This window comes from Sphingobacterium sp. GW821-FHT03E03, assembly GCF_059420745.1.
Genome location: NZ_JBWKUH010000008.1, coordinates 147,240 through 159,365, shown reverse-complemented (window position 1 = coordinate 159,365; position 12,126 = coordinate 147,240). Strand labels below are relative to the sequence as shown.

Sequence of the window (12,126 nt, the reverse complement as noted above, 5' to 3'; positions counted from 1 at the left end):
ATTTGCGCTAAATAATTCGATGGACAGTTTTATTTAATCTCAGGTAGAAAGGCTGCGGATAATGGCCTGTTTATGATGACATTTTTGGGATTGTAGGTTTTTGCAGTTGATTTGTAGTTAAAACATTACAAGTTCGAAATTTTATCGTATAATTCTGATTAAGAGTGGTTATGTCGTTCTTTAAAGAAGCGGAAAACCCCTACTTTTGAGCCATCTATTTATGTTATAATTAAACGCATGTTTTATGGTTACGGGTATTCTAGTTATTCTATTCATTTTTTTGGGAGCTTTTTTTTGGAGAAAAAAACAATTAGTACAACGGTTTAATGAAAATGTCAAGATCGCGATCGATTATATGATTCAGGAACACCCCGGACAATATAGCGGTGATCGAAATGCAAAAAGTGGCGTCTTTATTTTCAATGCCGAGCGTACAAACGATACATTGAAAAATGTCGTCATAAAAAAGGTAAAACCTTTACATTCGGCATTGGATGTCAATCTCGAACATATTCTACTGGTCTCATTAGAGGGAGCTGCTGCACCAAAAAATGTATCTGTCCGTTTTAAGGTCGTAAAGAAAGGGGCAAAGATTGAAGATCTAAAAGGTGTTCATATCCGCATATCTGGAGTGCTCAACTTTAAACACGGGAACCCAAAAGATTTTACGGCTGTTTTACCGATTGCGGGCCTGTATCAGGTGGCGCGCACAGCAAAAAGTGTTGATCTAAATGATACTCAGGTGTTGGGGGACATCGCCGAGCTCAATCTTTCGATATAAAGCGAATCATCGCTACATCTGTCGATTTGTATCCCTGAGACTTTGTTGACGACTATTGTTGTCTGTGGTAATAGTTGCTGGTTGAATTTTCTTGGGGTGGCGTTATTGAAATGACGGGTCTAAGGCTATTTCGATTTTTATTCACAGCGATATGAGTAAATACTTCATAGGTCTTGATTAATCAAGACCTATGAAGTTGCCATCGGCATTAAATTTTAAATCCAGATCATTGGACAGATCAATCTGGTAACCATAGGGTTCTTTGTCAATACCTTCGATAAATAAAGGCGCTGGGTATTGCTTAACGACATAGCTCAATATAGGCGCGGGGATTAAGGCATCGGGCAGTCTTTGATGATTGCCGTCAATATCAGTCCAATTACCATCTTTATCTAAATCGATCTCTATACCACTGTTCAATCTGACTTCATAGAGACTACCGTCTGTATCGGCATGGTTTTTTCGTGTAACGCTGGCTACTGTGTTTGCTCCAAAATGAGATTCAATCATCGTTTTTCCTGCCTGTGGTAGTTCGGAATACGTGATGCCACTTTCAATCGCATCATCTTTGTCACATGCCATAAATGTCAATGCGCTGCCTGTTATCAGTACAGCTGCTAACCAAGTTAATTTCTTCATATTTGCTATTTTACTAAATTCTATTACATCTGTTGTCGGCTTATTTTTTGTCGTCTAGGCTGTCTCTAGCTTGGAAACAGAAAATGCCACAGGGTAAAGTTTCAGATAGATTCTGGAAACATTTGGGAAAGAAACTTGGAATCTAAATATATAAGCGGATAAATCTACAATTCGATTTGATTGAATTTATTAGTAACCACCTTGGCATATTGTTCCTTATATTCATCGGTTAAAAAGCTACGATCAATCCAATGAGGAATTTTATCGGCATGTTTTGAAAAGTCGTTGTAGATATTATTCCGAACTAAATCAGAAATTCCTAAACTTGAAGCTAATTGGTTAAAGTCAGATTGCTTAATCTTTCTTTTGCGACCTCCCAACGTTAAGGCCATATCGTCCTTGTCTTTCGGGAAGATTAAGTTCACATTTAGGAGATCATACGCAGGCGATAGTATAATTTTGATCGTAGTTGAATGAATAACCGCGATCAGTTTCAATTAGATATCCTGCTAATTGATCTTGAAAATATATTTTTGCTTCACGCGCCATTATGCTCTAATTTTATCCACTACGCCAACCTCTTTACCAAATAAAGCTAATACATCATTTACTTTATCTAACCGAAGTGTTTTTTTTCCTTGTTCAAGGTCACGGACAAAACGTAAACCTACCCCAGCATTAAATGCCAAATCTTCTTGAGTAAGCTTGAGTTCCTTTCGTTTCTGTTTCACAAATAATTGTAATGAATCCATATCTATACCTTTTCTGATATAAAAAACTGTAAAAACAAATTATTTATACCCGAAGTGGTATAAATAATTTGTTTTTACAGTTTTTTATACCTTATCGGGATTATTTTTAAAGTCTTATTTGTCCTTATCAAACTATTTTCGCCCTGTACTGTCTTCTAATAAAAGGGTTATGGAAAAATCTTGTTTTAAAAAGATCGCGCGCTATGGCTTAGGTGCATTTTTGGTGGTCGCGGGAATTGGTCACCTGACTTTTGCGCGGAAGGAATTTCAGGCGCAGGTACCGGATTGGGTACCGATCCCTAAAGACGATACGGTGGTCTATTCCGGTTTTGCTGAAATTGCCCTGGGTACGGCGCTGAAATTGCCCTGGGTACGGCGCTGCTATTGGTCAGGGGTAAACAGCGTGCTACCGTGGGTAAAATTGCAGCGGCTTTTTTTGTTGCGGTGTTTCCGGGCAATATCGCACAATATACTGAACATCGGGATGGTTTCGGACTGGACAGCGATGGGAAGCGTCTTGCCCGTTTATTTTTCCAGCCAGTATTGGTTGCCTGGGCATTAAAGAGTACGAGCAAACGAAAATAGGTTATAGAATCAGGTATGGAAAACGTAGAAGTTTGGATGCGGGGACCGATTGCTGGGATTCCCGATCTTTTGCAGCCGGTGGCTCATGCGCTGTTGCAAGCAGAAGAGGATATTGTAAAATATACGGCGCAGCTGTCGTCTGAACAGCTCTGGGCGCGCCCCTGTGGCAACGCCAGCATTGGATTTCATCTGCTGCATATTCGCGGTGTGATCGACCGCATGTTTACCTATGCTGCGGATAAATCGCTCTCCGCAGAACAATTCGATTACCTCCAACAGGAGGGGATCGTAGATGCGGAGCTCAGCGTAGCTACTTTAGTCGAAAACTTACATCTGCAGATTGAGCAGGCCTTGCAGCGCTTATCGGCAATTGATCCTAAGACCTTGACCGAAGAACGTTTTCTGGGGAGAAAGCGTATACCAACAACCCTGATCGGTCTCTTATTTCATGCGGCTGAACATGCGCAGCGCCATGTCGGCCAACTGCTGGTCACTGCCCGGTGCCTGAAATAGGGGTTGACTACGACTTGATCCACTTTGGCTTTCTAGTCCTGTTAAGGTCTCAGCGAAGAAACTGATCTCAGATAGCTGCTCCCTGAGATCCGGATAGACAGGTCGATATGGGCAATATAGGGCTGTGGCCTGTCTAATGATTAATTTGTAATTTCGTATACTTGTAGATTCCATTGGGAAATTCGTAATTTTTATAACCCCGTATAAAAATAAACTCCGTTTATGCAGATACTTTTGATAGAAGATGATCGTCGTATCAGTAGCTTTGTGGTGAAAGGGCTGGAAGAATTGGGCCACCAGGTCATTTTGGCGGAATCCGCTGAGGCGGCGCGGGAATGGGTCAATGCCGAATCCCTAGATATTGTGGTATTGGATATTATGCTGCCGGGAATCGATGGGATCCAGTTTACAAAAATGCTGCGCTACCGCAAAAACCATATTCCCATTCTGATCCTCAGCGCACTTGGTGAAATTGAAGATAAAGTCGATGCCCTGGAAAGTGGTGCCGATGATTACCTGGTCAAACCTTTTTCGTTTAAGGAACTGGTCAGCCGCATCAAAGCCTTGGTACGCCGCGACAGCTATAAAAATACAACCCATGTGAATGATAGCTGCATCGAAATTCGTGATCTCAAAGTGGATTTGGATCGTTATGAAGTTTATAAAGGTGGTGCAAATGTCGATCTCTCCCCCAAAGAATTTAAGCTGTTTAAGTATCTGATCGAAAACCGCAATAAGACGCTTTCGCGTACGGCTATCTTGCAGGCGGTCTGGGGAATTGATTTTGACAATAACACCAATGTCGTGGATGTGTACGTCTCCTATCTGCGGGGGAAAGTAGACGACGGCAGCGATACATCCATTATCAGGACGGTCAAAGGGGTAGGTTACATGCTCAAAACGGACTGACCATGAACCTCAAGATCAGACTGACACTTTTTTCTTCCTTGGTCTTCACGATCATTTTTGGACTTGCCACGCTGGTCATCTACTGGATATTTTATAATTCTTCGGAACGGCATCTGATCAGTTCGCTGGAAAAAAATGCAAAAATCGCCGGTATCTATTATCTGGAGGCAGATGAACAGAGTCCTTTAAAGCATCTGGAGTCCAAAAATCAATATGAAAGTCTAGTCAAACGGGCCATGGTAGCGGTCTACAATGCCGAAGGCCGGGTGAGCTATGGCGGCCTGAAATACGATAATCAAATCAGTAAAAGCTTGTTGACGCAGCTGAAATCTCAAAAAACGGTTTATTTTAAAACGGAGGATAGCTTTTATTTTGGTCTGTATTATCCAGATAATCAGGGTGATTTTTTTGTCTTCGTCAAAGAGTCTAATACGGACTTTAATCAGCAGCTAAATCGCCTGCTTTTTATTCTCGTGCTCGTTTTCTTGGTCGCGCTGATTAGCATCGTCCTGCTGTCGCTCTGGCTGAGTAAATATGCCTATCTGCCCATCCGGAATGTCATTCAGGAAATCCAACATAAGGATTTAAATACTATCCAGGAGCCGTTGACGGTTATCAAGACAAAAGATGAGCTGCAAGACCTGATCGAAAGCTACAATGCGCTCCTGCGCCGGATCAGTGAAAACATGATCATCCGAAAGAATTTTGTGAGCTATGTATCCCATGAGTTTCGTACACCACTCGCCGGTATTTTGGGGTCCATGGAGGTTTTTGGGACGAAAGCCCGTAGCCAGGAAGAGTATCAGGAGCTGGCAGCGACAATCACCGAACACGTCAATTTTCTAAATCACCTGATCGGAAATTTTCTATTGCTGACAGAAGATCAAGCCTTGAAGCGATCGATGGAGGTCTTTCGCATCGATGAGGTGGTCTGGGACCTGGTGCCTAAATTTGCCAGAACATTTACTGTACCCTTGAAAATCGAGCTCGAAGTGGACGAACCACGTTATTTTAATTTTCGGGGCAATCGCATGCTCCTGGCATTGTCGATCTCCAATCTGATCGAAAACGCGCTTAAATATGCCAATGGTCAGGAAGTGCTGGTACGCATGACGACGGCGGATGAGCGCCTATCCTTGCAGATCATTGATAAGGGTATCGGAATTCCGCAGGCGGAGCTGGAGGCAGTGAAGCAGACCTTTTACCGCGCGACAAATGTCGGCAAAGTCAAGGGCAGTGGCATCGGTCTTTCTTTTGCGCAGATCGTTTTTAAAGATCAGGGCGTGGACTTTGCTATCCATTCCAATGACCTGGGGACGACGGTATCGCTGCTGTTCCCAAAATTCTAACCATTCTCTAATCTCTTCTAATCAAACTTTAATTTACCTTAAAGTTGCCTGTAATCCCTGTCGCTTAGTTTTGTGGAAATACAAAATAGAGTGAGAAAAATACGCATTACATTAGTTATTCTTCTTGGTCTGAATAGCAGACTATTTGCACAGGAAATGCCCGAAAAGCGCTTGCAAAAATCGGAGATTGAACAGGTATTCCTAACACATAACCTGTCCCTGATGGCGCAGCGTTTTCAGCTAAAACAGGCTGAAGCAGCGGTATTGCAGGCCAAGCTGTGGCCCAACCCCAAGATCTCCATCGGTGAGGTCAACCTCTGGAAAAACTCTTCCAGTGAGGAGCTGCCGGCGTTGATCGGGAACTACGGACGGTACCAACAGGTGGAAATGGAACTGGAGCAGACGATTGAACTGGCCGGTAAAAGAAAAAAACGGGTACAGCTGCAACTCCTCGAAAAGGAGAATGCACAACTTCAGTTTGAGGAATTGCTCCGCAATTTGAAATATGACCTCCGTAGCCAATGCCTGGAATTGCAGGTGCTGCAGGAAAAGGAGCGTCTCTACTCCAATCAGGTTGGAATCTTCCATAAACTGGCGCAGTCTTACCAAAACCAGTGGAAAGAAGGCAATGTCAGCGAAATGGATTACCTCCGGATCCAGAGTGAATCCATGGCTTTTGGGAATAAGCTGAATGAAATCCAGCAGGAGAAAATTGCAAAAATGAACGATGTCGCACGCTATCTCGGGGCGAAAGGAAAGGCGCTTTCCATCGCGGATACCATCGGCAACCCGGCCTTTATTGCGAATAGACAAAACGAATGGAAAATCATGGCCATGGATAATCGCAGTGATTATAAAATCATCCACAATGAATTCAAGAAAGGCCAGGCACAACTTGAAATTGAGAAAGCCGAACGTGTACCAAACCTGGAGGTTTCGGTGAACTATGATCGGGGTGGAAATATTATGCGTGATTTTATTGGTCTCGGCCTGTCTATGGATCTACCCCTATTTAATAGGAATCAAGGGAATATCAAGATCGCTAAGCTGGAACTGGAAAAAAATAAGGTTGAAATCGAGCAGTTCCGTATTGATATCGAACGGGAGATCGATTTTCTTTCCGCACGTCTAAGTAACCTGGAATCTAGCCTGAAAGCTATGGATAATGGATTTGACGGTAGACTGGATGTCGCCCTGGAACGCTACGTCCGAAATTTTCAGGAACGCAGGTTGACCATCGTTGAGTTTATAGATTTTATCAATAATTATATGGAAAACAAAGAATCAATATTGGAACGAAGGGCAAAATATCTTCAGTATGGCGAAGAACTGAGCTATTTAGTCGGAAAGGATATCGTCCAATGAAAGGGAATGTTTTAATGCCATGGAAGCTTTTGTCTATTTGTCTCCTGTTGGGCTGTCAGTCACAGCAAAAGGAGGAACAGCACATTGTGGGGACAAAAGGCTTTTGCCTCAGTGATGATTTCAAACGCCATATTAAAATTGATTCGATCCAAAAGCGGGATGTGTCTGAACAGATCGCCTTAAATGGCGCAATTCAATATAACCAGGATGAACTTGCGGCATTGAAGAGCCCGATTCAGGGCATGGTTCAGTCCGTTGCTGTAAAAATGGGTGATTATGTGGAGAAAGGGCAGGTGCTGGTGTCGCTCAAAGGAACTTCGGTCAATGATCTGGGAAAGGAACTCCGCGAGCTGGAAAACAGCAGTCGCCTGGCGGAAAGTAAAGTGAATAGTTTACGCAGCATGCTGAAAGACGGGATGGCATCCCAACGTGAGCTGGAGGAAATGGAGAGCGAGCTGAAATCGGTACAGATCGGCATCCGGAATGTGAAGGCAAATATGAAGCTGTTGAATGGATCGGCCGAAAACGGCATTTTTTATATCCGTGCGCCCAAAGCGGGGTACATCATTGACAAAAAGGTGAGTCCGGGCATGACGGTAGGCGATGATACGGATTTATTGTCTATCAGCAACCTGAATGAGGTCTGGGTGACTGTCAATATTTACGCAAATAACTTACCATTTGTCAAAAATGGGGCTCATGTCTGGATCACAACACTGGCCTACAAAGGAGAATATTTTGAAGGCTATATCGATCAGGTGTCCAACTTTTTTGATCCCGAAGAACGGGTGGTTAAAGCGCGTGTCAAGCTGCTCAATAAAGATCTGAGGCTCAAACCGGGCATGAGCGTGGATGTATTGGTCGAGAAGGGATCCGCAGGACAGAAACAACCCTTATTGGCGATCCCCAAAGATGCGGTGATCTTGCATAACAATCAGAATTATGTCGTGATCTACAAAAGCGACTGTGATCTATCCGTGAAAGCTGTCGATATTGTATCGGAAAACGAAACTTATGCCTTTATCGAAATGGGGTTGGAGGAAGGAGAACGCGTGCTGACAGAAAATGAACTGATTGTATTTGATGAATTGATGAATAGATAGGATGAAAAAGGTTGTACAAAATATCGTTTCATTTTCATTGAAACATTCCTTGGTGGTGCTATTTTTTACGCTGGCTTTATTGTTCGGTGGAATTTACGCTTACCTGCATACGCCGATCGAAGCATTTCCGGATGTGACCAATACCCGTGTCCGAATCATCACGCAATGGCCGGGACGCAGTGCCGAAGAGATTGAGAAATTCGTCACGCTGCCCGTCACCAAGGAAATGAACACCATCCCCAAAAAGACGAATGTGCGGTCGATATCCCTGTTTGGGCTCTCTGTCGTGACGGTGCAGTTTGAGGATGAGGTAGAAGACTTCTATGCGCAGCAATATGCCGGTAACAAGATGCGTTCCATTAAATTGCCGGAAGGAGCAGAAAGCTCCATTGAACCGCCTTCGGGGGCCACAGGAGAAATCTTCCGCTATGTGGTCAAAAGCAACCTGCCGATCAAAGAGGTATCTGCCATTCAAGATTGGGTGATCGAACGGGAGCTCGTCGGGGTGCCCGGGGTAGCCGACGTGGTGAGCTTTGGTGGTGAAGAAAAGATCTATGAAATAAAGATCAATCCAACGGAACTGGCCAACTACAACCTTTCGCCCTTGGATGTATATGAAGCGGTATCGCGCTCAAATATCAATGTGGGCGGGGATGTGATACAAAAAGGAAATCAGGCCTATGTCGTGCGTGGCGTAGGGTTGCTGGATAAAATAGATGATATTGGAAATATTTTGATCAAGGTGGTAGGAAATACGCCCATTCTGGTCAAGCATGTCGCTGAAATAGAATTGGGAGCCAAACCACGGCTTGGGCAGGTGGGGCTCAACGAGGAAGATGATTTGGTACAAGGCATTGTTATTATGCTCCGGGGTGAAAATCCATCGGCAGTAGTGACTCGCCTGAAAGAAAAAATTGAGGAATTGAACGGCCGTATCTTACCAGAAAATGTTAAGATCGAACCGGTGATTGACCGCACAAAATTGGTGAACAACACGGTGCATACGGTGTCGAAAAATCTGATTGAGGGTGTTATCCTGGTTTCGATCATTGTCTTTATCTTTTTGAATAACTGGAAGACGACCTTTATTGTGGCCTCGGTGATTCCATTGGCCTTCCTATTTGCGATCATTCTATTGAAAATACAGGGGCTGCCGGCGAATCTGATTTCCATGGGGGCATTGGACTTTGGTCTATTGCTCGAGGGTACGCTGGTGATCGTGGAGACTGTTTTTGTCTCCCTGGAAAAGGAGGCACATCGGCTGGGGACGGCCCGTTTCAATAAGGTCTCCAAGCTGGGCATCATTAAAAAAAGTGCAGGCTCGGTGGCAGGGTATATCTTTTTTGCCTTATTGATCCTGATTGTCGCACTGACGCCAATTTTCTCTTTTCAAAAGGTGGAAGGAAAGATGTTTTCGCCTTTGGCCTTTACTCTAGGTTACGCCCTGCTGGGCTCTTTGGTCCTGAGTCTGACTTATGTGCCTGCCATGTGTAAATACCTGTTGAAGACGAATATCAAAGAGGATGAAAATAAAATAACTAGGGTCAGCCGAAAGGTAATTTTTAAAGGCTTCAAGAAGGCCTTTGATCATCCCAAATGGACCCTGGGGATTTTTGGACTGGCGCTGGTTGTCTGTATGGTGCGGTTTAGCTATTACGGTTCGGAATTCCTGCCCAAGCTCAATGAAGGGGCCATTTATGTCCGGGCGACATTGCCCAATAGCGTCAACCTAGAGGAATCCGTCAAGCTGACAAAAACAATGAAAACCAAATTGATCAAGCAGTTTGATGAGATTGATTTTATTATGACGCAGACGGGTAGACCCAATGACGGAACGGATCCGACAGGTTTTTTCAATATCGAATTTAATATTGAATTGAAACCAGAGGGGGAGTGGAAGCGGAAAATATCGAAAGAGAAACTGATCGGGCAGATGCGCGACAGCCTGCAGACTTTTCCGGGAATCAATTTTGGTTTTAGCCAGCCGATTCAGGATAATGTGGAGGAATATGTGGCCGGCGTAAAAAGTCCGCTGGTGATCAAGATTTTTGGTGAGAACCTCCAGGATCTGGAGAATAAAGCCAATAAATTTGCCGAATCACTTCAAAAGGTCGATGGAATCACGGATGTAAACGTGTTTAAAAATATCGGCTTACCCGAATTACGGATTCAGCTGCATGACTCCAAAATGGCAAAGTATGGGGTGTCGACCAGGGATGTACAATCCGTTATTGAGATGACCATCGGGGGGCAATCGGTGACGCATTTTTACGACAATGAGCGTATCTTTGACGTCCGTCTCCGCTTTCAGAAGCAGTATCGCGATAGCCCCGAAAAGATCGGAAATATCATCATCCCCACGATGAACGATCAGAAGGTACCACTGCGGGAAATCGCAACCATAGACTATCATACGGGGCCGGCCTTTATCTATCGCGACGGCAATTCCCGCTATATCGGGGTTGGATTTAATATAGAGGGTAGGGATCTGGGCAGTACCATTGCGGATGCAAAAAAACAGATCGCGGCTGATGTTAAATTGCCTAAGTCCTACAAGGTTGTCTGGGCCGGTGAGTTTGAAAGCAAGGAAAGGGCTACCAAACAGTTGATGCAGGTGGTTCCGGTTTCACTGCTATTGATCTTGCTCTTGCTCTATGCTAATTTTGGCAATCTAAAAGATACACTAATCTCCTCCCTGACGCTTGCTTTTGCATTTATCGGCGGATTTGTATCCCTGTGGATGACGGGGACGACATTTGGGATCTCGGCCGGCATCGGCTTTATTATTCTCTTTGGTGTGGCCACGATCGACGGGATTGTTTTAATCGGTGTCATGAAAGAAAATCTCTTAAATAAAATGGGGCTCAAGCCCGCTATTTACGAAGCGGTAAAAAGCCGGATCAGGCCGATCTTAATGATTGCACTGATGGGGGCAATGGGCTTACTGCCAGCGGCATTGTCCAACGGAATGGGGTCCGAAATTCAGAAACCATTAGCCATTATGATTGTCGGTGGGTTGATTATCTGTATGATTCTTTCGTTTTCGATCCTGCCGATTGTCTTCTACAACGCATACAAAAAAGAAAATAGAGATTAAGCACCCATTTTTTATTCATTATATACTTGATAAAGGCTGCCTGCTCATAAAGCAGTGCAGCCCTTGTTGTTTTACTATAGACAAGAGATGCGATTAACTCCTTATTTCCCTCCGCATAAAAATGTAATAAGACCAGGCAAAACAGATCATCATGGCGGCGGTGAGTCCACTGATCTGGGGCCAGACCATCAGAAAACTTTCCCGAAAGGAAAGGGGTGAAGGGATGGCGCCTACCATTTGTTCCATGGTAATTGGACCTAGGCTGCGCACCGAAGGCATCAGTAAGGTGGTGGTTGCATCGGTATAGAGCTGACTTGGTGATAAACGAAGCAGATTTAAGATCAGCTCATTATAGCCAATGTATTCCTGCTCCGAAATATAATTTGGATTGGGTAAAAATGGTCGAATGGCCAAATTCACCAGGATAGGAAAGAAGACGGTGAAAAACAACCAGATACCGATTGCGGTAAGTGCTGAAGTGGCCGGCTGGCGAAAGCGAATCGACAACAGGATGGAAAGGCTCAGCCAGAAGGCAACATACAGCACACTGATCAAGGTGAAACCGAAAATACGGAGCAATTCCTGGGGTTCTATCCGCACGCCGGTACCCATGAGTCCGCCACCGATCATCAACAGGACCAGGGCAATAAATAAGGTGCCCACAACAACCAACGGCGCCAGAAATTTGGCAAATAGCAGATTGTCGCGGTAAATTGGTTGTGCCAGCAAGCGGGTGAGTGTCCCATTGTTATATTCTGCATTGACGGCGTCAAAATCAAGGGCTATGCCCAATAATGGTGCTAGAAAGTTTAAAAAAACATGAAAGGGCGGAATGGAATTATCCGTTGTGGTCAGGAGCTTTAGATATAGAAATGACTGATCGGGATCGCGCAGATTGCTGACAGCGTCTTTGAGTCCCATGGATGAAACATACAGGGATGCTCCGAAGGTCAGTACGATGAGCAGGATCAGTATAATAAAACGCCAGCTGCGGATATGTGCCGCGATTTCTTTGCGGACCAGCACCTGCATC

The 12,126-nt window shown here is 44.4% G+C and carries 12 protein-coding genes and 1 pseudogene; 9 read left to right on the top strand and 4 right to left on the bottom strand.

What is annotated here, in order from left to right:
• The first annotated feature begins 244 nt into the window (after positions 1-244).
• On the top strand, positions 245-781 hold the full coding sequence (locus AC07UV_RS11960) for a hypothetical protein (protein ID WP_282253163.1): 537 nt from the start codon (positions 245-247) through the stop codon (positions 779-781).
• Between the two features lie 177 nt (positions 782-958).
• On the opposite strand, the gene AC07UV_RS11955 is transcribed toward AC07UV_RS11960, so the two are convergent.
• The 3 genes from AC07UV_RS11955 to AC07UV_RS11945 all read right to left on the bottom strand — a co-directional run bounded on the left by AC07UV_RS11955 (position 959) and on the right by AC07UV_RS11945 (position 2,172).
• Positions 959-1,420 carry a PepSY-like domain-containing protein gene (locus tag AC07UV_RS11955; RefSeq protein ID WP_495183910.1) on the bottom strand — a complete coding sequence of 154 codons (462 nt, stop codon included), beginning with the start codon at positions 1,418-1,420 and terminating at the stop codon, positions 959-961.
• A 164-nt stretch (positions 1,421-1,584) separates the two neighbouring features.
• Positions 1,585-1,812: a hypothetical protein gene (locus AC07UV_RS11950; protein WP_495183909.1), complete on the bottom strand. Its 228-nt coding sequence runs from the start codon at positions 1,810-1,812 to the stop codon at positions 1,585-1,587.
• A 156-nt stretch (positions 1,813-1,968) separates the two neighbouring features.
• Complete coding sequence (locus AC07UV_RS11945) at positions 1,969-2,172, bottom strand: type II toxin-antitoxin system Y4mF family antitoxin (RefSeq protein ID WP_108635610.1); 204 nt, start codon at positions 2,170-2,172, stop codon at positions 1,969-1,971.
• A 169-nt stretch (positions 2,173-2,341) separates the two neighbouring features.
• On the opposite strand from AC07UV_RS11945, the pseudogene AC07UV_RS11940 reads away from it, so the two are divergent.
• From AC07UV_RS11940 to AC07UV_RS11905, 8 genes and pseudogenes are all read left to right on the top strand, one after another.
• Positions 2,342-2,494 (top strand): annotated as a pseudogene (locus AC07UV_RS11940) (DoxX family protein); the annotation flags it as partial.
• An 89-nt stretch (positions 2,495-2,583) separates the two neighbouring features.
• Positions 2,584-2,757: a DoxX family protein gene (locus tag AC07UV_RS11935; protein ID WP_495183908.1), complete on the top strand. Its 174-nt coding sequence runs from the start codon at positions 2,584-2,586 to the stop codon at positions 2,755-2,757.
• Between the two features lie 15 nt (positions 2,758-2,772).
• Positions 2,773-3,270, top strand: a complete 498-nt coding sequence (locus tag AC07UV_RS11930; protein ID WP_495183907.1) for a DinB family protein — start codon at positions 2,773-2,775, stop codon at positions 3,268-3,270.
• A gap of 222 nt (positions 3,271-3,492) precedes the next feature.
• Positions 3,493-4,179 (top strand): response regulator transcription factor, encoded by a 687-nt coding sequence (locus tag AC07UV_RS11925; protein ID WP_495183906.1) that lies wholly within the window; start codon positions 3,493-3,495, stop codon positions 4,177-4,179.
• A gap of 2 nt (positions 4,180-4,181) precedes the next feature.
• Complete coding sequence (locus AC07UV_RS11920) at positions 4,182-5,528, top strand: sensor histidine kinase (protein ID WP_495183905.1); 1,347 nt, start codon at positions 4,182-4,184, stop codon at positions 5,526-5,528.
• A gap of 90 nt (positions 5,529-5,618) precedes the next feature.
• On the top strand, positions 5,619-6,893 hold the full coding sequence (locus AC07UV_RS11915) for a TolC family protein (RefSeq protein WP_495183904.1): 1,275 nt from the start codon (positions 5,619-5,621) through the stop codon (positions 6,891-6,893).
• Entirely contained in the window at positions 6,890-7,996 is a 1,107-nt protein-coding gene (locus tag AC07UV_RS11910; RefSeq protein ID WP_495183903.1) for an efflux RND transporter periplasmic adaptor subunit, read from the top strand. The genes AC07UV_RS11915 and AC07UV_RS11910 overlap by 4 nt, the downstream gene beginning before the upstream one ends.
• Before the next feature lies 1 nt (position 7,997).
• Positions 7,998-11,093 carry an efflux RND transporter permease subunit gene (locus AC07UV_RS11905; RefSeq protein ID WP_495183902.1) on the top strand — a complete coding sequence of 1,032 codons (3,096 nt, stop codon included), beginning with the start codon at positions 7,998-8,000 and terminating at the stop codon, positions 11,091-11,093.
• Between the two features lie 93 nt (positions 11,094-11,186).
• Here the strand turns inward: AC07UV_RS11905 and AC07UV_RS11900 are convergent, their stop codons facing one another.
• Positions 11,187-12,125: an ABC transporter permease gene (locus tag AC07UV_RS11900; RefSeq protein ID WP_495183934.1), complete on the bottom strand. Its 939-nt coding sequence runs from the start codon at positions 12,123-12,125 to the stop codon at positions 11,187-11,189.
• Between the last annotated feature and the right edge of the window lies 1 nt (position 12,126).

Coding starts and splice junctions, on each gene's coding strand:
- AC07UV_RS11920 (WP_495183905.1), top strand. CDS start 4,182: ATGAACCTCAAGATCAGACTGACACTTTTTTCTTCCTTGGTCTTCACG.
- AC07UV_RS11910 (WP_495183903.1), top strand. CDS start 6,890: ATGAAAGGGAATGTTTTAATGCCATGGAAGCTTTTGTCTATTTGTCTC.
- AC07UV_RS11960 (WP_282253163.1), top strand. CDS start 245: ATGGTTACGGGTATTCTAGTTATTCTATTCATTTTTTTGGGAGCTTTT.
- AC07UV_RS11930 (WP_495183907.1), top strand. CDS start 2,773: ATGGAAAACGTAGAAGTTTGGATGCGGGGACCGATTGCTGGGATTCCC.
- AC07UV_RS11945 (WP_108635610.1), bottom strand. CDS start 2,172: ATGGATTCATTACAATTATTTGTGAAACAGAAACGAAAGGAACTCAAG.
- AC07UV_RS11950 (WP_495183909.1), bottom strand. CDS start 1,812: ATGGCCTTAACGTTGGGAGGTCGCAAAAGAAAGATTAAGCAATCTGAC.
- AC07UV_RS11955 (WP_495183910.1), bottom strand. CDS start 1,420: ATGAAGAAATTAACTTGGTTAGCAGCTGTACTGATAACAGGCAGCGCA.
- AC07UV_RS11905 (WP_495183902.1), top strand. CDS start 7,998: ATGAAAAAGGTTGTACAAAATATCGTTTCATTTTCATTGAAACATTCC.
- AC07UV_RS11900 (WP_495183934.1), bottom strand. CDS start 12,125: ATGCAGGTGCTGGTCCGCAAAGAAATCGCGGCACATATCCGCAGCTGG.
- AC07UV_RS11925 (WP_495183906.1), top strand. CDS start 3,493: ATGCAGATACTTTTGATAGAAGATGATCGTCGTATCAGTAGCTTTGTG.